General features: G+C 71.1%; 13 protein-coding genes, 8 tRNA genes and 1 pseudogene. 11 read left to right on the forward strand and 11 right to left on the reverse strand.

Annotation, left to right across the window (positions count from 1 at the left end; genetic code table 11):
* Nucleotides 1-64 precede the first annotated feature (64 nt).
* Entirely contained in the window at nt 65-667 is a 603-nt protein-coding gene (locus tag FHS22_RS00005) for a tyrosine-type recombinase/integrase (RefSeq protein WP_184937088.1), read from the reverse strand.
* Between the two features lie 296 nt (nt 668-963).
* Here FHS22_RS00005 and FHS22_RS00010 point away from each other — a divergent pair, with 296 nt between their 5' ends.
* Together FHS22_RS00010 and FHS22_RS00015 are read left to right on the forward strand one after the other, a co-directional pair.
* On the forward strand, nt 964-1,254 hold the full coding sequence (locus FHS22_RS00010; protein WP_184937091.1) for a hypothetical protein: 291 nt from the start codon (nt 964-966) through the stop codon (nt 1,252-1,254).
* A 389-nt stretch (nt 1,255-1,643) separates the two neighbouring features.
* Nucleotides 1,644-2,189, forward strand: coding sequence for a hypothetical protein (locus tag FHS22_RS00015; protein ID WP_184937094.1), 546 nt, complete (start codon nt 1,644-1,646; stop codon nt 2,187-2,189).
* A 342-nt stretch (nt 2,190-2,531) separates the two neighbouring features.
* On the opposite strand, the gene FHS22_RS00020 is transcribed toward FHS22_RS00015, so the two are convergent.
* The gene (locus FHS22_RS00020) at nt 2,532-3,515 is read right to left on the reverse strand and encodes a BtrH N-terminal domain-containing protein (RefSeq protein WP_184937096.1); all 984 of its coding nucleotides are present in this window, start codon (nt 3,513-3,515) and stop codon (nt 2,532-2,534) included.
* Nucleotides 3,516-3,788: 273 nt separating this feature from the next.
* Here FHS22_RS00020 and FHS22_RS00025 point away from each other — a divergent pair, with 273 nt between their 5' ends.
* Nucleotides 3,789-4,709, forward strand: a complete 921-nt coding sequence (locus FHS22_RS00025) for an AEC family transporter (protein WP_184937099.1) — start codon at nt 3,789-3,791, stop codon at nt 4,707-4,709.
* A 58-nt stretch (nt 4,710-4,767) separates the two neighbouring features.
* On the opposite strand, the gene FHS22_RS00030 is transcribed toward FHS22_RS00025, so the two are convergent.
* From FHS22_RS00030 to FHS22_RS00065, 8 genes are all read right to left on the reverse strand, one after another.
* Nucleotides 4,768-4,840: transfer RNA gene (locus FHS22_RS00030), tRNA-Leu, on the reverse strand.
* A gap of 1 nt (nt 4,841) precedes the next feature.
* Nucleotides 4,842-4,913, reverse strand: a tRNA-Gly gene (locus tag FHS22_RS00035).
* Between the two features lie 8 nt (nt 4,914-4,921).
* Nucleotides 4,922-4,995, reverse strand: a tRNA-Leu gene (locus FHS22_RS00040).
* Between the two features lie 137 nt (nt 4,996-5,132).
* Nucleotides 5,133-5,204, reverse strand: a tRNA-Gly gene (locus FHS22_RS00045).
* 14 nt (nt 5,205-5,218) lie between these two features.
* A tRNA-Pro gene (locus tag FHS22_RS00050) sits at nt 5,219-5,292 on the reverse strand.
* Between the two features lie 41 nt (nt 5,293-5,333).
* Nucleotides 5,334-5,404 (reverse strand) — tRNA-Ala (locus FHS22_RS00055).
* A gap of 163 nt (nt 5,405-5,567) precedes the next feature.
* Nucleotides 5,568-5,638, reverse strand: a tRNA-Arg gene (locus tag FHS22_RS00060).
* A 374-nt stretch (nt 5,639-6,012) separates the two neighbouring features.
* Nucleotides 6,013-8,745: a putative bifunctional diguanylate cyclase/phosphodiesterase gene (locus tag FHS22_RS00065; RefSeq protein ID WP_184937102.1), complete on the reverse strand. Its 2,733-nt coding sequence runs from the start codon at nt 8,743-8,745 to the stop codon at nt 6,013-6,015.
* Between the two features lie 161 nt (nt 8,746-8,906).
* Between FHS22_RS00065 and FHS22_RS00070 the strand changes: the two genes are divergently transcribed.
* From FHS22_RS00070 to FHS22_RS00100, 8 genes are all read left to right on the forward strand, one after another.
* Entirely contained in the window at nt 8,907-10,172 is a 1,266-nt protein-coding gene (locus FHS22_RS00070) for an MFS transporter (protein ID WP_338047532.1), read from the forward strand.
* 115 nt (nt 10,173-10,287) lie between these two features.
* Nucleotides 10,288-11,169: a sulfotransferase family protein gene (locus FHS22_RS00075; protein ID WP_184937107.1), complete on the forward strand. Its 882-nt coding sequence runs from the start codon at nt 10,288-10,290 to the stop codon at nt 11,167-11,169.
* The gene (locus FHS22_RS00080) at nt 11,166-12,317 is read left to right on the forward strand and encodes a glycosyltransferase family 4 protein (protein ID WP_184937110.1); all 1,152 of its coding nucleotides are present in this window, start codon (nt 11,166-11,168) and stop codon (nt 12,315-12,317) included. Before FHS22_RS00075 ends, FHS22_RS00080 begins: the two co-directional genes overlap by 4 nt.
* A 109-nt stretch (nt 12,318-12,426) precedes the next feature.
* Nucleotides 12,427-12,711: a GNAT family N-acetyltransferase gene (locus tag FHS22_RS00085; protein ID WP_184937113.1), complete on the forward strand. Its 285-nt coding sequence runs from the start codon at nt 12,427-12,429 to the stop codon at nt 12,709-12,711.
* Nucleotides 12,712-12,791: 80 nt separating this feature from the next.
* Entirely contained in the window at nt 12,792-13,841 is a 1,050-nt protein-coding gene (locus FHS22_RS00090) for a pentapeptide repeat-containing protein (RefSeq protein ID WP_184937115.1), read from the forward strand.
* A 388-nt stretch (nt 13,842-14,229) separates the two neighbouring features.
* Nucleotides 14,230-14,349: a DLW-39 family protein gene (locus FHS22_RS37630; protein WP_211264163.1), complete on the forward strand. Its 120-nt coding sequence runs from the start codon at nt 14,230-14,232 to the stop codon at nt 14,347-14,349.
* Between the two features lie 54 nt (nt 14,350-14,403).
* Entirely contained in the window at nt 14,404-15,120 is a 717-nt protein-coding gene (locus FHS22_RS00095; protein WP_184937118.1) for an HAD-IA family hydrolase, read from the forward strand.
* 113 nt (nt 15,121-15,233) lie between these two features.
* A tRNA-Ala gene (locus FHS22_RS00100) sits at nt 15,234-15,309 on the forward strand.
* A 1,267-nt stretch (nt 15,310-16,576) separates the two neighbouring features.
* Here the strand turns inward: FHS22_RS00100 and FHS22_RS39515 are convergent.
* Nucleotides 16,577-17,257, reverse strand: a pseudogene (locus FHS22_RS39515) (transposase); the annotation flags it as partial.
* Nucleotides 17,258-17,556: the final 299 nt, after the last annotated feature.

Below are 17,556 nucleotides of genomic sequence, written 5' to 3' on the forward strand. Positions count from 1 at the left end.
CTAGAGAAACGCCACAGCAGTACACACAGGCGTATTTCCGCAGGTCATAGACCAGATGCGTGCTCTAGACATGACGAATTACGCGGAACGCGGGCTTGAGGATCTCCTGCCCGTCCGGCTGGATCTCCAACGCCTCACGGACGATGCCGAGGAGCGGCAGCGAGCGGTTGCCCGCCGTGGTCTTCACCGGCCCGTGATGCAGCTCCTTACCGACCCGAACAAGCTGCCGTCGGATGTTGACGTGTCCTTCCTCGAAGTCCACATCGACCCAACGGAGCCCGAGCGCTTCACCCCGCCGCAAGCCGTACAGCAGCAGGAGCACGAAGGCCGGGTACAGAGGATCGAACCTCGCAGCTCGAAGGAAGGCCCGCGCCTCATCGGCCGTCCACGGCTGATTGCGCTTGGAGTCGATTTCCGGAAGAGTCGCCAGCCGCGCGACGTTGCGAGAGATGATTTCTTCCCGCATGGCTCGCGTCAGGGCCGCACTCAGGACATTCCGCATGACGTGAACGGTTCCGATCGCGTGATCTTCCCCGTTGATCTTTCCGTTGAGGAAGGTCTGAACCTCTGCGACGGTCAGCCGGTCCAGCTTCTTCCGGCCGAGCCCCGGCTTGAGGTAGAGACGAACGATCGTCTCGTACTTGGCGAACGTGGTCTTGCGGATCAAGAGCGGCGGCGCGTCGCGCCGCCGCCACGGCTCCCGCTCTGCGGGATCCGTCCGGGCATGCGGCCTGGAGGCCGGTCCCGGCCGGACCCGCCCGCGGGGCAGCCCGCCGTACGACCACCGCGCCGTACCCAACCAACTCACCGCACCGAGGTCCGCACCGCCGCCCGGGAGGCCGCTCCGACCACCGGCCCCGACCGCTATGCGGCGTCTCCGGCGTCCTTCGGATTGGCGCCGGCCGCTCCGCTCTCGGCCAGAGATCTACTGCCCCGGAACCCCAGGTCCTACGATCAACCGCCATGACGACGTCCCTGAAGGACCGCCTCAAATTCCTTCCCATGACAGCTTGGATCTTCCCGACCATCAGCAGCTTCCTGCTGATCTCCAACTTCCCCGACGAAGACGCTCCGGTTACCGCACAAACACTGTTCATGACTGCGATGGCAGTCGTCGCCACGCTCGGGGGAGTCGTCGCGGTCCTCTCCGGGATCATGTCTGCACTTGTCGCGCGGCTTGACGAGGGGAAAGACGCCTCCGGCGGGGGCACTCGGCTCCGGGATGATCGCCAAGGCGAGACCGTAGATGGCTGAGGGCCTGATCGCCCTGCCTGCGTCCCAGGCAGAGCCCAGCGGCCCGACTCCTCCGGCTCAAGCCCGTCTGTGCCCGTTGGCATCCAATGACCGAGGAACGGCGACCGGTGAACGGACACGCCGAGACGGGCTTGATCTTCCGTCGTCGGCCCGTTGCCCTTCGGGTGGGACGAGGCAGACGGGAAGATCATGCAGGGGAGGAATGTGCGGGTTCCCGCCGGGTGGATCTGTGCCCGCTGCGTGCCCGTCAGGAGGGTCAGCAAGGGGGAATCACGGGGACTCACGGACAGAGCAAGACCGCCCCTGACCTGGGACGCAGCAGGCCGAAGGATCGCGCGCCGCAATCTTCCAAACTGGTGACCTAACGGCGAGGCCGGTACCGTGCCGGGGTGCTCACCATCCGGATGAACGAGGCGGCGGCGTCCGCACTTCAACCACTGACGATCGTCGATCCGCCACCTGCTGTTCTCGGCCTGAGCGAGGGTCTCCGTGACAAGTTCGCCCTGGGACTCACCTGCAACGAGGGCGCCTGGATATTCACCGACCACGTCGGCCAGTGGGCGGCTGTGCCGGCTTCTGCTTCGGAGGCGATCGCCAAGACGGGCTGGCGGGACCTGACCGGCTACGAGTGCAACGTCAACGCGTTCCATCTGGAGGACTACGCGCCGGTATCTGTGACGATCACCGACGGTTGCCAGCCACAGATCGACTATGAAGATCAGATCGCGCTGCTACGGCTCGGCCTGGTGGTAGCAGACAACGTGTTCGGCCTCATGGGAGCTCTGCCAGAGCCGTTTCCCGCCCGATGCATCGTCAGTGCGAACGACACATGCGTCATCTTTCGCTTTCATGGAATCCGCGCAGGGGAGGAGTGGGCAGGTCCCGACTTGGATGGCTGGTCGGACATGATGGTCATCATTGATCGTCATCCCTGATGAGATCTGCTCTTCGGACCGCGTGGCCATCAGGCGCTCGCAAGCCGGAACGGCGAGGAATGAACCGCGCCGAGTTTCGTGGAGGCCGGGTTACCTGGCTCCGGCGAAGATAGCCGGGCCGTTGTCCGTTCGGTAGAGGGCCTCGAATTCCGCAGGTGGATGAGGTGAGCCTGATCGTCCTGCCCGCCACGTCCCAGGCAGAGCCCAGCAGACCAACTCCTCCGGCCCAAGCCCGTCTGTGATCGTTGGCGTCGGGACTGAGCGGCGACCGCCCTGGACGGCGCCGGACGGCGGTGGATCATTGTGTCCGGGGCCGGGGGAGGGGAAGGGCGGCACGAGGCGCTACAACCGGCGCAGCACCTGCATGGCGTCCCTCTCGATGCGCGAAAGGTCGTTGAGGATGAGGCGGGCCTGTTCGAGAGGTCCCGCGTCGCCGCTCTCGCCGGCCTTCTCGATCAAGGCGGCCACGTGCGTCCACAGGGTGGCGGCCTCGGCGTACAGCGTGTGACCGGTGCGGAGGCCGCCGTGGTCGACCAGTTGGGCGCACTCGCCGAGGAAGTCGCGGTAGAGGGCGCGGAACAGGGCGCCGCCGGTGCCGGCTCTCTCCATCATGAGAGCGGCTTGCGGCAGGTCCTGCCCCGGGTCGCCGGCGCGCGCCAGCCATCCGGGCACCTGCCGGGCGGCTTTCTCGATGCCGCGGTGGCCCAGGTTCGCGATGGGAGCGGCGAGGAAGGCGTCGGCGCAGTCCCTGACGGCGGGGATGATCCGGTCCTGCCAGCGGGGCGGGTGCTCCGGCGGGGTGATGGTGAAGGACCGGTTCCTGGCGGTCATCGGGCCGCGTGCGGCCCGCGCCATGGCCAGGCTGTCCCTGCCGGTCCGCACCGCTCCTCCCTGCGGGCCGGTGTCCACCAGGTAGACGTCGTGCTCGTCGTAGCCGTACGCGGCGACGACGTGGCCGCCGAAGTGCACCTTGGACCGGAAGTACTCCAGGTGGTAGCAGTCGAGCTGAAGGCCGACCGGACGACCGGCGGCGATGGGGGCGGCCAGGTTCTCCCACGCCTTGCGCGGTGAGGTGGTCTCCTCGACCAGCAACGTCATCCCCAGCCTGGCGGCCAGGTTCCTGGTGAGCTCGAAGGGCTTGACGCGGCCTCCGAGGAAGGGGAACGCCATGCCCTTGCCGTCCCAGTAGACGAAGGACAGGCCCGAGCCCAGCCCGAACAGCATGGGTTCGGACAGGTCGAGCCCCCCGTGCCGCAGCAGCACCCCCAGCGCCGTCGTCTCGCAGTGATGCATGCCGCGCGCCTCGACGCCCTCCACGATGGGCATACGCCCTCCCCGCTGCTTCCTCGACCGGCTACCAGGATCGTCAGGAGCAGCATGGGGTCTCCCACGGAGGGAGAGTCCAGCTGTGTGGTCCCCGCCTCGCCGGGACCGGGACCGGGACCGGGACCGGGACCGGCGGGCAAGGGCCCCGCCCCCCCCGCAGGAGGCCTTCGCCTCACCCGGGCCCGCCGGGGGCCGCCGCGTGCCGGGCCGGGCGGCTGGTGCAGACTGGCGGGGGTCGCGGGCGGTCGTCGGGTTCGAGTGGAGTCCTTGGGGATGTCGGAGGTCGTCGGGGCTCTCGCCATGCTGGTGGCGGTCGCGGTTCTCGGCTACCTGGCCGGTGTGGGCGGCGCGCTGCGCCCGCAGGACGAGCTGGTCCTCTCCCGGCTGGCCTTCCGCGTCGCCACACCCGCCCTGCTGTTCACCACGGTCGCCGCCGCCGACCTGGGGTCGATCTTCTCCCCGGTCCTCGTGACGAACCTGGCCGGGGTGCTCTCCGTGCAGGCGGTGTTCCTCGCCGCGGCGTTCCTGCTCCGGCGCGGGAAGCGCGCGGAGCTGGTCATCGGCACGCTCTGCGCGTCCTACGTCAACGCCGGCAACCTCGGCGTCCCGGTCAGCGTCCACGTGCTCGGCGACGGCGCCCTCATCGCGCCGGTCCTGCTGTCCCAGCTCCTGGTGATGACCCCCGTGGCGTTCCTGCTCCTGGACCGGGACGCCTCGGGCGGGGCGTCCGTCCGGGAGGCGCTCGGGCGTCCGCTGCGCAACCCGCTCACCGTCGCCACGCTGCTCGGGCTGGGCGTCGCACTCACCGGTGCCGGGGTGCCGGACATGCTCATGCGCCCGATCGAGCTGGTGGGGGCGGCCGCGGTGCCGGTGGCGCTGATCGCGTACGGCCTGAGCCTGAGCGGGGCCCGGCGGGCCGAGGGGGACGGCCACGCCCGTGACGTCGCGCTGGCCGTCGCCCTCAAGTGCTTCGTGCAACCGGGCGTGGCCTACCTCGTCGGGCGCTTCGCCCTCGGGCTCGACGGCGGGCTCCTGTTCGCGGCCACGCTTCTCGCGGCCCTGCCCACCGCGCAGAACATCTACGTCTACGCGGTGCACTACGGTACGGCCAAGCCGCTCGCCCGCCACGCCGTCCTCGTCAGCACCCTGGTCTCCATCCCGGTGATGATCGCGATCAGCGGCCTGCTCGGGTGAGCGGACCGGTCCGGCCCGGGGCGCGCGCCGGCGCCCTCCGCCGGGTCCTGGCCCGTCGTGCCGCCCCCGGGATTCGAACCCGGAACCTCCGCGTCCTGAGCGCGGCGCCTCTGCCGTTGGGCCAGAGCGGCGAGTGGGTGACGGGACTCGAACCCGTCCTTCGACCTTGGCGCGGTCGTGTGCGGCCGCTGACACCTCACCCACGGGATGCGTGGCTGCCGGAGAAGGGATCGAACCTCCGTCCCCGACCCTGAGGCGGGTGTCCTGCCGACTGGACGATCCGGCACCACGTCGAACATTCCAACCATGCGCCCGATCCGGATGGCGTGGGCCGTACGGACGCGAATGGGCCGTGGACCGGGCGGGGGACGCCACTCCCGTCGCCGAGTCTCCGACCCGGTGCCCTCTCCTTTCAGGGCACAGAGCCGCAGCGGGGACTCGAACCCCGTCCTGCTGGGTGGAAGCCAGCCGCCTTACCGGTTCGGCTTCTGCGGCGTGGGCGCCTCCGGTCCGAGTGGCAGGATTCGAACCTGCGACGTTCTGCTCCCAAGGCAGACGGGCTGCCAAACTGCCCCACACTCGGGAAGGTCGCGCGGCCCGGCGGCCGTGCGCGGAGGCGCCTCGTGGACAGACAGGGAATCGAACCCTGAACTCCTGCTTGCAAGGCAGGCGTGATCCCGTTTCACCATCAGCCCGAGGACGTGCCCGTCGCGGCCCGCCCCGGAGGGAGCGGGCCCACGGACCCTGCCCGCCCCGTCCGCGCGACGGAGAGGCAGTGTTCCAAAGAATTTTCATCCCGCTTTTCAATTGTCGGAAATGCATTCCCGCCCTCTGCCCGCGGGCATGGACGGACATTCGCATGGGCGGCGGGATTCGAACCCGCATACACCGGCTTCGGAGGCCGCTCGCCGCCGCCGGCGCACACACATATCGATTCACCCGGTTTTCGGAACCACCCCCGGAACGACGAAGCCGCCCGTCGGGTGGTCTCCCGGGGCGGCTGCCGTGCAGGTGATGTCACACGGCTGCCTCGGGAGGAGCGAGCCCGCCGCCGGCGGGGAGCCAGCGCACACTCAGCTCGCGCCACGGCAGGGCGGCGGCCTCGTACGCGTTCATGACTGGTCCTTCCGGTCGGTCGGCTGTTCTCTGATTTAAAGAGTAGATCGCCCTGCCCGGAATGCCAAGTGATTTATTCCGATTAATCGAATGCCCGGCTTCTCGGACCCGCCGGCGCATGATTCGCCCGCCCGCACCACGGAGACGGCGCCGGCCGTACCGGTGAAACGGTACGGCCGGCGCCGTGTCAGCCCGCGAGCGCGGGCGGTTCCGCGGAGCCGGTTCCGCGGCCCGCCGCGCGGGCGGCCAGGAGCACGCCCACCTCCTCGGGCGGGAGCGGCCGGGCGAAGAGGAACCCCTGGGCGAGGCGGTATCCCAGCTGGTACAGCCGCCGGGCCTGGGCCGGGGTCTCCACCCCCTCGGCGACCGCGCCCAGCCGCAGCGCCTGGGCGATCTGCGCGATCGAGGTGGCGATCGCCGCCTCCTCGGCGGTGCCGGCCACCCCGTCGACGAACAGCTTGTCGACCTTGAGGATGTCGACCGGGCAGGTGCGGAGCAGGCCGAGCGAGGAGTGGCCGGTGCCGAAGTCGTCGAGGGCGATCGCGACGCCGAGCGCCTGGAGGGCCTGGACCGTCTCCAGCGCGGGCCCGCCGTCGAAGACCGCCGTCTCGGTGATCTCCACCAGCAGGTCGCCCGGGTGCAGGCCGGTCTCGGCCAGCACGTCCGCGACGGTCTGCGCGAACGACGGCTCCAGCAGCTGCCGGGCCGAGACGTTCACCGCCACGCGCATGGGGGCCGCGGTGCCGTACAGCCGCTGCCACTCGACCATCTGCAGGCATGCCTGCCGCAGTACCCACGCGCCGATCTGGACGATCATCCCGTTGCGCTCGGCGACCGGGATGAACTCCGCGGGCGAGATCATCCCCCGTTCCGGGTGGCGCCAGCGCACCAGCGTCTCCACGCCGTGGACGTCTCCGTCGGGCAGTGTGACCACCGGCTGGTACAGGGGGAACAGCTCGCCCCGGACGAGGGCGCGCTGCAGTTCGGCGCCCATCCGGGCGTGCTCGACCGCCTGGGCGTCCATGTTCTCGGCGTACCACCGGTAGCCGCTCTTGCCGCGCTCCTTGACCGCGTACATGGCCAGGTCGGCCCGGCGCAGCAGTTCGCTGGCGTCGGTGTCGGCGGCGCAGGCGGCCAGGCCGACACTGGCCTGGACGAGCAGCTCGTGGCCGTCGGCGTGCACGGCGGTGCCGAGCGCGGCGAGGACGCGCCGGACGACGCGGTCGGCGCCGTCCTCCGGGACGCCGCGCAGGAGCAGGGCGAACTCGTCGCCGCCGAGCCGGGCGACCGTGTCGCCGTCCTCCACGCACTCCCGCAGCCGGTCGGCGACCACCACCAGGAGGGCGTCGCCGACCGCGTGCCCGAGCCGGTCGTTGATGGTCTTGAAGTCGTCGATGTCGATCAGCGCCACCGCGACGTCGTCGCCGTCGGCCAGCGCCTGCGAGGTCCGCTCGGCGAACAGGGCCCGGTTGGCGAGCAGGGTCAGCGCGTCGTGGCTGGCCTGGTAGGCGAGCTGGTCCTGGTAGCGGAGGGTGTCGGTGATGTCCCGGGCGTTGCTGACGATGCCGCCGACGCTGGGGTCGTCGAACCGGTTGGTGGCGAAGATGTCCAGCCAGCGCCAGGAGCCGTCGTCGTGCCGCATGCGGATCCGGCAGGTGGCGGTGGCCCCGGGGCGGGCCCGCAGCCGGGTGCTGAGGTCCAGCATCACCGGGACGTCGTCCGGGTGGACGCACTGGATGACCGGGTGGCCGATCCAGTGGCCGGGCGGCATGCCGAGGACCCGTTCGATGCTCGGGCTGACATAGGCCAGGTTGCCCTCGACGTCGATGATCGAGGTGATGTCGGAGGAGTTCTGCACCAGCGACCGGAAGTGCCCCTCGCGCCGGCTCAGCTCCAGCATGCTGGAGTCCAGCCGGGTCAGCAGGCGGGCGTTGTCGTAGAGGGCGGCGATCTGCCGCGCCATCACCAGGCCGGTCAGGACGATCACGCCCGCCACGACCAGCCGGCCCTCGCCGCCGACGTCGCGCGTGGCGAGCAGGAGCAGGGCGTACGTGGCCGCGACCGCGGCGTACGGAAGCAGGCTGAACGGGCGCCGGGGCACCCGGGCCGGTGCGGCGGGGGCGCGCCGCTGCCGCTCGGCGGCCAGCGCCAGGAACAGGCAGCCGAACGGTACGGCGAGCTGCACGGAGGAGACGTACGGCTGGCCTCCCAGGAACGGGGTGACGAGGCTGCCGATCGAGGTCGCCGAGAGGACCGCCAGCGCCAGCAGCCAGAGGGCGCCGCGGTCCAGCGGTCCCGCGCCGGTCAGCGCCAGCTTGACGGCGGCCAGGATCACGAAGCAGCTCAGCGTCGAGATGGTCAGCAGCGACCACCACGAGCCGGTGATCGCGGTCAGTTCCTCCCCGCTCACGAGCAGGTAGTACAGGACGAACAGGATGCAGGCGAGGGTGAGGATGCCCGCGTCCAGGCCCAGCCGGAGCCACTGCCCGCGCGAGCGGCGGCCGAAGGGCGTGCGCAGCAGCCCCCAGAGGATCACCAGGACGCCGCAGAAGTAGATGAGCGTGATCAGCAGCCCGGTGTGCGGGTGCGCCGGGTCCCGGCCCGCGGAGAGGTCGATCGCGTCGCCGACCACGCCGACGGTGATCAGGCCCAGGGCTAGGGCGAAGTTCCGCCAGAGCAGCCGTACCGGGGCGTCGAGGGTGCCGAGCCGGGCGACGCCCAGGCAGGCGTGGGCGGCGAGCGCGAGGCAGACCGGCAGGGGGATCCAGCCGACGACCGGGGCGATGGTGTGCGTGAGGCCGACGGCGAACCACAGTGTGCTGAACGCGGTGACCACACCGATCACGAACACCGGCCACGCCGAGGACCGGACGGAGGCGTCGCAGGGCGACCCGGCGGACGACGCCCGACCTCCTGCCATGTCTCACTCCTTCATGCTCGGTGACCCGTCGTAGGTCCATCGACGGGCGGCGGGCGGTCATGAGGGTTTCACCCCGGTGCCGGGCGCGGTTAATCGAAGCGACAACACGCCCGGAGAGCGGGGAAAATGGAGCTCTTTGCGGATTTTCTGAAGGAGTTCCGGTGCAGAACCACCGCAGCGATCTCGTCCTGCTCCGGGACCGGAGCTTCGCCCTGCTGCTCGCCGCCAGGACCGTCTCGACGCTGGGCGCCTCCTTCGCCCCGGTGGCCCTCGCCTTCGGCGTGCTCGGGCTGCCGGGGGCGACGGCCACGACGCTCTCGGTGGTCCTGGCGGCGGAGGCGCTGCCGACGGTGGCGTTCATGCTCGTGGGCGGGGTCATCGCGGACCGGCTGCCCAGGAACCGGGTGATGATGGCCAGTGAGGTGCTCAACGCGGTGGCGTTCTTCTCCCTCGCCGCGATGCTGCTCACCGGGTGGACCCCGCTGCCCGCCCTGGTGACCGCCGCGGCGGCCAGCGGCGTGGCGATAGCCGTCCTCTATCCCACGATGACCGGCATCATCCCCGACGTCGTCCCCGCCGACCGGCTCCAGACGGCCAACTCCCTGCTCCGGCTGGGCGAGAACTTCTCACGCGTCATGGGACTCGTCGCGGGCGGCGCCACCGTGGTCCTGATCGGCGGCGGCTGGGCCCTGGCGGCCAGCGGCGCCATGTTCACCGTGGCGGGGATCCTCGTGGCGGCGATGCGCCTGGCCTCCGCGGGGCGCCCGGTGCAGGCCGAGGGCGTGGAGGGCGGCCACTCGGTCCTGGCCGACCTGCGGGAGGGCTGGCGCGAGTTCAGCTCCCGGCAGTGGCTCTGGGTGATCGTCGCCCAGTTCTCCGTTCTGGTGATGGCGGTTCAGGCCTCGCACGGCGTGTTCGGGCCGCTGGTGGCCAAGGAGAACCTGGGCGGGGCGGGGGCCTGGACGGCGATCCTCGCGGGCGAGGCGGTCGGCATGATCGCCGGTGTCGTCGTCGCGCTGCGGCTGCGGCCCCGGCGGCCCATCCTCGTCGCCACGCTCGTGCTGATCCCCTCGGCCCTGCCGTACCTGCTGCTCGGGGTGGGCGCCCCGCTGTGGACGGTCGTCGCCGGGGCGTTCGTGCTCGGCGTCTGCTTCGACATCTTCGGCATCCTGTGGAGCACCACGATGCAGCGGGAGGTCCCGGCCGAGGCCCTGTCCCGGGTCAGCTCCTACGACGCGCTGGGCTCGCTGATGTTCGGCCCGATCGGGCTGCTGCTGGCGGGGCCGATCGCCATCGCGGTCGGCCCGAAGCCCGCGCTGGTCGGGTGTGCCGCGATCGTCACGCTCTCCTGCCTGGCCGCGCTGCTCTCCCCCGGCGTGCGCCGGCTGCGGGCCCCGGAGCCCGCCGAGGAGGTCACGACCCGCTGAGGGGCGGTCGCGTCCCATGCCGTTCCGGGCCGGGACCGTACCCGGGAGTTTCCTGTGAGCATGTCGGTGCGGATACCCAGTGAACTGCCAGGAAAGCGGGGTAGCGTGCCTCGGCATGAACTGGCAGCGCACAGTGAACGAGGCCCTGGTCAAGTTCACCGGGTTCAGGATCAGCAGGGCGGACACGGTACGGGCGGGCGCGGTTCCCGCCGTCGCCCCGGAGACCGCCGGCCGTGATCTCGTCCGGCCGCCGGCCGACCCGGAGGCGGACCGGCTGCTGACCGCGCCGGTCTTCATCCTCTCGCCGGTCAGGTCGGGCTCCACCCTGCTCCGGGCGGTGCTGGGCGCGCACTCCATGCTGCACGCCCCGCACGAGCTGCACGTACGCCGGCTGACCGTGGGATTCGACACCTCCCTGTCGCGCCAGGCGATGGAGGCGCTCGGCCACAACCAGGCCGACCTGGAGCACCTGCTCTGGGACCGGGTGCTCCACCGGGAGCTGGTGCGCAGCGGCAAGTCCTTCATCGTGGACAAGACCCCGGCCAACGCCTTCGCCTTCCAGCGCATCGCCACCTGCTGGCCCGACGCGCGCTTCGTCTTCCTGCTGCGCCACCCGGCGTCCATCGCCGCCTCCTGGCACGAGGCCAGCCCGGAGAAACGCACACCGGAGGAGGCGGCGGCGGACGCCCTGCGGTACATGAAGGCGGTCCAGCGGGCCCGTACGGCGCTGCCCGGCCTGACCGTCCGCTACGAGGACCTGACCGCCGACCCCGAGGCGCAGACCCGCCGGATCTGCGAGTTCCTGGCCGTCCCCTGGGAGCCCGGCATGCTCTCGTACGGCGAGCAGGCGGTGATCAGGAAAGGGCTGGGGGACTGGAAGGACAAGATCCGCTCGGGCACCGTCCAGCAGGGCCGCGACCTTCCCGGGGCGGACGAGGTCCCCGAGCCGCTGAGGGCGATCTGCCGGAGCTGGGGCTACCCGGCGGGTGGCTCATGAAGATCCGTTACATGATCCTGCACGCCTACGGCATGGGCGGGACGATCCGCACGGTGATCAACCAGGCCGGGGCGATGGCGGAGGCGGGGCACGACGTCGAGGTCGTCAGCGTGGTACGGCGCCGCAGGGAGCCGAGGTTCGCCGTCGACCCGCGTGTCACGCTCACCACCCTGGTGGACCAGCGCAGGGGGGTGGCGCCGGACTCGGTGGCGCGCAGGGCGTGGCGCAAGGTGCGCGGGCGTGTCGTCCCCCGCGGGGAGTTCGCCGCCGGATATTTCACCGAACGGGTGGAGAAGGCCGTCATCGACTACGTCTCCTCGCTGGACGACGGGATCCTGGTGACCACGCGTCCGGCGCTGAACCTCATCTCCGCCCGCCGTACCCCGCGGAGCGTGGTCCGCATCGCCCAGGAGCACATGAACCTGGCCGCCCACCGGGAGCCCGTCCGGAGGCAGATCATCCGCCACTACGGGAAGCTGGACGCGATCGTCGTGCTCACCGGCACCGACCGCGCCGACTACCAGCGGGTGCTGCCGGACGTCCCGGTGGTGCGGATCCCCAACGCGGTCGACATCCTCGGCAGGCGCCTGTCCCGCCACGAGAACCGGGTCGTGGCCGCGGCGGGCCGCCTGGTCGCGCAGAAGGGGTTCGACCTGCTCGTCCCGGCGTTCGGGCAGGTCGTGCGGGATCATCCGGACTGGCGGCTGCGCATCTACGGAACCGGCCAGAAGCAGGACGAACTGCACGCGCTCATCGAGGAGCACGGGTTGCGGGAGAGCGTCACGCTGATGGGCCAGAGCGACCGGCTGGGCGAGGAACTGGCGGAGGCCTCGCTGTACGCGCTCAGCTCGCGCTTCGAGGGGCTGCCCATGGTGATGATCGAGGCCATGTCCCACGCGCTGCCGGTCGTGGCCTTCGACTGCCCGACGGGCCCGGGCGAGGTGCTGACCCACGAGGTGGACGGGCTGCTCGTCCCGCCCGGCGACGTCGACGCGTTCGCCGGGGCCCTCGGCCGCCTCGTCGCCGACCGGGAGCTGCGCGGGCGGATGGGCGCCGCGGCCCTGGCGACCGTGCGGGAGTACGCCCCGGAGCGGGTGATGCCGCTGTGGGAGAACCTGTTCGCCGAGCTCCAGGCCGGGCGGGTTTGAGCTGATCTGAGATGATTCGGGCCGATTTGCGTGTTGGACGTGCCGGTCCGGGAATGGACGGCGCCGAAGATCGGCTGATCCGGACAGCCGGCGGCAGAAGGAGAACACGATGACCGTCAGGGTCACGGCCGTGCCCGAGAAGAACCTCTTCGAGGCCGAGGTGGACGGCGAGCACGCGGGCCAGATCGAGTACACCCGCAGGGACGGTGCGATCGTCTACACCCACACCGAGGTGGACGGCCCGTTCGAGGGAAAGGGCGTGGGCGGCGCACTCGTCCGCGCGGCCCTGGACGCGGCACGGGCCGAAGGGGTGAAGGTGGTCCCCCGCTGCTCGTTCGTGAGGACCTGGATCGAGCGCCACCCCGACTACGCCGACCTGCTCGGCGGCGCATGAACGGGCCGGCCGGGCACCGGTAGAATCCGGGAGGTCTCGGGGGAGATCCGGGAGGTCTCGGGGGAGATGGTGAGGAAAAGATGTCCGCGCTCCCCCGGCTTCCGGCTCTGGTCGCCGCGGCGATCCTGGCGGGCCTGGCGGCGGCCTCCCCGGCCTCGGCCGGGTCCGGATGCGAACCCGGCAGCGGTCAGAACCTGGCGGGCCGCGACCTGGCCGCGATGGCGGACCTCCCCGCCGACCTGAGCTGCGCCGACCTCACCGGGGCCAGAGCGGACGGAGTCGACCTGAGCGCGGTACGGCTCGACCGCGCGATCCTGCGCAACGCCTCCCTCCGGGGAGCCGCGCTCCGGCGGTTCAGAGGGGCGGACCTGCGGGGAGCCAGGCTGGCCGGCGCACGGCTGGCCAACGCGGACACCGGCGGCGCGGACTTCGGCGGCGCCGACCTGTCCCGGGCGGAGCTCACCAACGCCGACCTCCAGGGCGCCAGGCTGGCCGGCGCCATCCTCGACGACGCCGAACTGAACAGCGTCAGGGCCGACCGGGCGGACTTCACCCGCGCCCGGCTGGACCGGGCGGACCTGTCCCACGGGACGTTCTACGACGCGGTCTTCCGTGAGGCGTCGCTGGTCGACGCCGAGGTCCACTTCGCCAGGCTGCACGGCGCAACCTTCGAGGACGCCGACGTCACCGGCGTCGACACGAAGTTCGCCGAGGGCGCCGACCTGTCGGGCTCCTCCGGCCGGATGCCCGTCGGATGGGCGGTCTTCCTCGGCCTGCTCGGCCTCGTCGCGGCGTGGATCCTCTGGAAGATCGCCTCGCGGAGACTGCGGCGGTGGCGGGAGGGCAGGCGGAGCGCCGCCGAGTCCGCCGTCCGGTTCGCCGAGTTCAGGACGACCCTGGAGGAGGACGTGACCCGTTTCGGCGAGGAGATCGACCGCCTCGACGAGAAGGGCGGCGGGAACGCCGACTGGGCCAGGGCGCTCGACTGCTACGACAGGGCGAAGGAACTCCTGGCGGCCGCGCGGGACCACGGCGACCTGAAGACCGTCGCGATCACCCTGGAACGCGGGCGGAACGCCCTGGCCCGCCCCGCACGGCCGGGCCGCCGCGCGCAGGACCGCTCCCCGTAGTCCCGCCCGGCGGGAGGCGCGCGTGCCGCGGGGCCGTACCCCGGGGAGGGCGCCGTGGAACCGGGCGGCCGCCATGAGCAGGCCGCGGCGGCTCCGGAGCGCGGCCGGCCCGAGGTCCGCCGACCGGCACCCGCACGCCGGAGGGGAGGCCCGCCACGCGACCCGCCGCGAGGACGGGCCCGAGGCCGAACCCGTGGCTGATCGTGATCATGTGGGCGCGGGCCGTATGGAGCAGTGAGGAAAATCACGGGGTAAACTCGGATTCGCCGCTCTCGGATTATGCGCATACCGGGCCATCGTCCGATCCCTTGCTAGGCTGCAAGGAACCGTTGGAACCGGGCGTTGTCTCACCCCGGCAGGTGAGACCGTCGAGAAGTGGGGTCACACCGTGAAGAAGCTGCTCGTTCTGGCGCTTGTCGCTCTTGGGGGGCTGCTGGTCTGGCGCAAGGTCCAGGCCGACCGCGCCGAGCTCGATCTCTGGACCGAGGCGACCGGCAGCGAGAACTGACCGACGCGGGGCTGCCGTTGCAGATGCCCGCGTGGTCCCTAGCAAGGTTGGGGAATGACACCCGTCAAGCTTGTCTGCCTGGATCTGGCAGGCACCACGATCGGTGACGTCGCCATGGTCGAACGCGCGTTCGCCGAGGCGATCGCCACGCAGGGCATCGTGCCCGGGACCGGTGCGTACGCGCGTGCCATGGTGCACGTGCACCGGTCCCGGGGCTGTCCCACGATCGACGTCTTCCGGGGCATCTTCCCCGACAACGAGGCCCAGGCCCAGGCGGCCAACCTGACCTTCGAGCGCTCCTACGAGGGAGTGATCGAGCGGTCCGGCCTGCTCCCGCTGCCCGGCACCGTGGAGGCGCTGGACAAGCTCCGCGGCGCCGACGTGAAGGTCTGCCTCGTCACCGGCTTCAGCCGGGCCACCCTCGGCCGGGTGCTGGCCGATCTGAGCTGGGCCGACAAGATCGACCTCGCGCTCTGCCCGGAGGACGCCGGCCGGGGCCGGCCCATGCCGGACATGATCCTCACCGCGGTCCTGCGCCTGGGAGTCGAGGACGTCCGCCAGGTCGCGGTCGCCGGCGACTCGGAGAGCGACATGCTCTGCGGCCGCCGCGCCGGAGCCTCCGTGGTGGCCGGGATCCTGACCGGCGTACACAGCCGCGACCGCCTGCTCAACGGCGGCGCCACCCACATCCTGGAGTCCATCGCGGACTTCCCCGCCCTCGTCCTCGGCAGCGACCAGGCGGGTTCCCCGATCTCCGTCTCCGTCCGCTGACCCGCCGGGACGGCGACGCCGAGCCGAGTGGCGGGAACGCCCGGGCTGTTGCTACGGTGTACGACTGAAGCACGCCGTACCGGAGATCTTCCTCGACCGCCGGCGTGGATCTCGGGGCCTTAGCTCAGTTGGCAGAGCGCCTGCTTTGCAAGCAGGATGTCAGGAGTTCGAATCTCCTAGGCTCCACCAGGGGCTGTTCTTGAGATGGCCTGATCATGTGTCACGAGTGCTCGTCTGATCGTGTGGATCGGGCGGGCTCTCTTCGTTTCCGGGCTCGTAACCGTGATCGCCGGGCGGCTGGTGGCCGGTGCGGTGGTTGTGGCGGAGGGCTCGGGTGGTGTCCGGTCGCGTCGAGGGCAGGACGAACCGGCTGGCGGGCATGCTCGCGCCAGCTGGTGGTGTGCTGCGGGGGCCGGCCGGAGTAGCGATCTGTTCAGGGCAGGCCGGGTGGGGGTCTTCCGCTGTTGCCGGTGGTGTCATCGATGTCCGGCTCGGCCGGGAGGTCGTTCCCGGTGGTGGACGACGGCCGGGCTTCGTGGTCGTGGACCTGCCGCCAGGACAGCAGGATCTTCTGGTTGGCGACGCAGACCATGAGAGCGACCAGCAGGGTCTGGGCGACGCGGCCGTGGGCGAGCCGGTTGGTCGGGTCGGCCAGATTGATGACCTGGCCCTTCAATCTGCCGTTGATCCCTTCGGTATTGGCCCGGATGATCTTGAATGCACCTTTCCACGCCGGGCTCAGGTAGGGCAGGTCCTGGCGGAGCTTGTCCTTGTGGCCCAGATCGCCCGGGTGCAGGGTGATGGTCTGCTGGGTGCAGATCGTCGGCAGGCACCCGTCGTTGGTGCTGGTCTGGGGCAGCAGGACGGTGGGCTTGGCGGCGGTGTGCGCGGCCCGCTGCCGTGCGTCGGTGAGGTCGATGCGGGTCCGCGGACCGCGGGCCGTCGCTCTGGTCTGGTTGAAACGCGGGCAGTTCACCGACGGGGCGGTCCCGGCGGCCGGGCACTGCAGGCGCAGCCTCCCCTCGGCGTCGGGGGTCTGTTTGACCTTCAGCAAGTACGGCCGGCGCGCGTGGATCAACGCGGTGAGCTCGTCGTCGGGAGCGCGGACGGCGGCGTCGTCGAGGCCGGTCGTGGCGTGAACGAGCGGGGCGGGCATCAGGGGGCAGGCCAGGGTGCCGTCGACCAGCAGCGCGCCGTGCACCGAGCCTTGCAGGCCGCGCTGCTCGACTTTGTAGTCCAGGGCAAGCCGGTAGCCGTGGGCGCGGGCGGGGCGCGCGAAGTGGTCGGCGGCCTGGTCGGTGTAGGCGCGGTCGACGGCGAGCGTGCCGGTGGGCAGGCCGAGCGAGGCGACGGCGTCCAGAGCGGTGATCGCGGCCGGGCCGACGCGCCGGTGCGGGGTGTCGATGACCAGGCCGAGCGCGAGTTGCGGGTGGGTGCCGATTGTGTCGCGGGTGCGGGCGGCGGTGGATTCGGATCCGGCCGGGGCCAGGCCGACGAAGACGGGCTTGCCGCCGGTGGTGATGCCCCAGGCGGCCAGCACCGGCTCGGCGCGCTGCCCGTCGTGCATCTTGAAGTGGCTGGCGTCCAAGAACAGGTAGTCCAGCTCGATGCCGGACAGGTCGCGCCGGCACCAGGCGTCGTACTCGGTGACGATGGCCTGGCAGATCGCTGAGACCGTGGACTTCGACAGCGCCGCTTCGGGGCCGAGCGCATCGGCCAGCGCGCCCTCGACGTCGCGCACCGACAGGCCGCGCACGAAGGAGGCGATGACCAGGCTCTCCAGCGCGTGGGTGCGGGTCACCCCGGTGCCGAACAGGCGGGAGGCGAAGGCTTCGGTGGTGCCGCGCAGCTTAGGGCGGGCGATGGTGATCGGCCCGCTGGTGGTCTTGATGGTGGTGGGGCAGTGCCCGTTGCGGTGGCCGGGCCGTACGGCCTGCTCACCGCTGGCGGCGGCGGTGCGCTGGTAGCGGGCGCGGCCGAGGAAGGCATCCACCTCGGCCTCCACGGCGGTCTGGATGATCAAGCGGGCACCGAGGCGGGCGACGTCTTCGAGGACCTCGATCAGATCGCGGTCGGCGGTGAACAGGGCGTCGATCTCGGTGCGGATGGCCTGGACGGGCGGTAGTGTGCGTGCCACGAGCGTAGGTCCTTGCGTAGTGCGAACTTTGGTCGGTTCAGCACGGCAACCTACGCTCGTTCTCTTTTACACCGCATCTCGGACGCGACCTGCTGAATTATCCCGAGTTTGGTGGAGTCGCTGATCTGTCCTGAGTTGGATGGAGTCGCCGGGATGCACCGTGGTCAGCGTAGCCACCACCCATACGCCCGCCGATCCGAGCCGGGTGGGAGCCTGCTCCGCCTCCTTGGCGGAGGCGGCACCGTACCTCCTCGGGAGAGAGCCGAACCATGCGATCGTGCGGCGGACGTGACAGCATC

The organism is Thiemannella venezuelensis (genome assembly GCF_014203605.1).
GTDB lineage: Bacteria > Actinomycetota > Actinomycetes > Streptosporangiales > Streptosporangiaceae > Planomonospora_A > Planomonospora_A venezuelensis.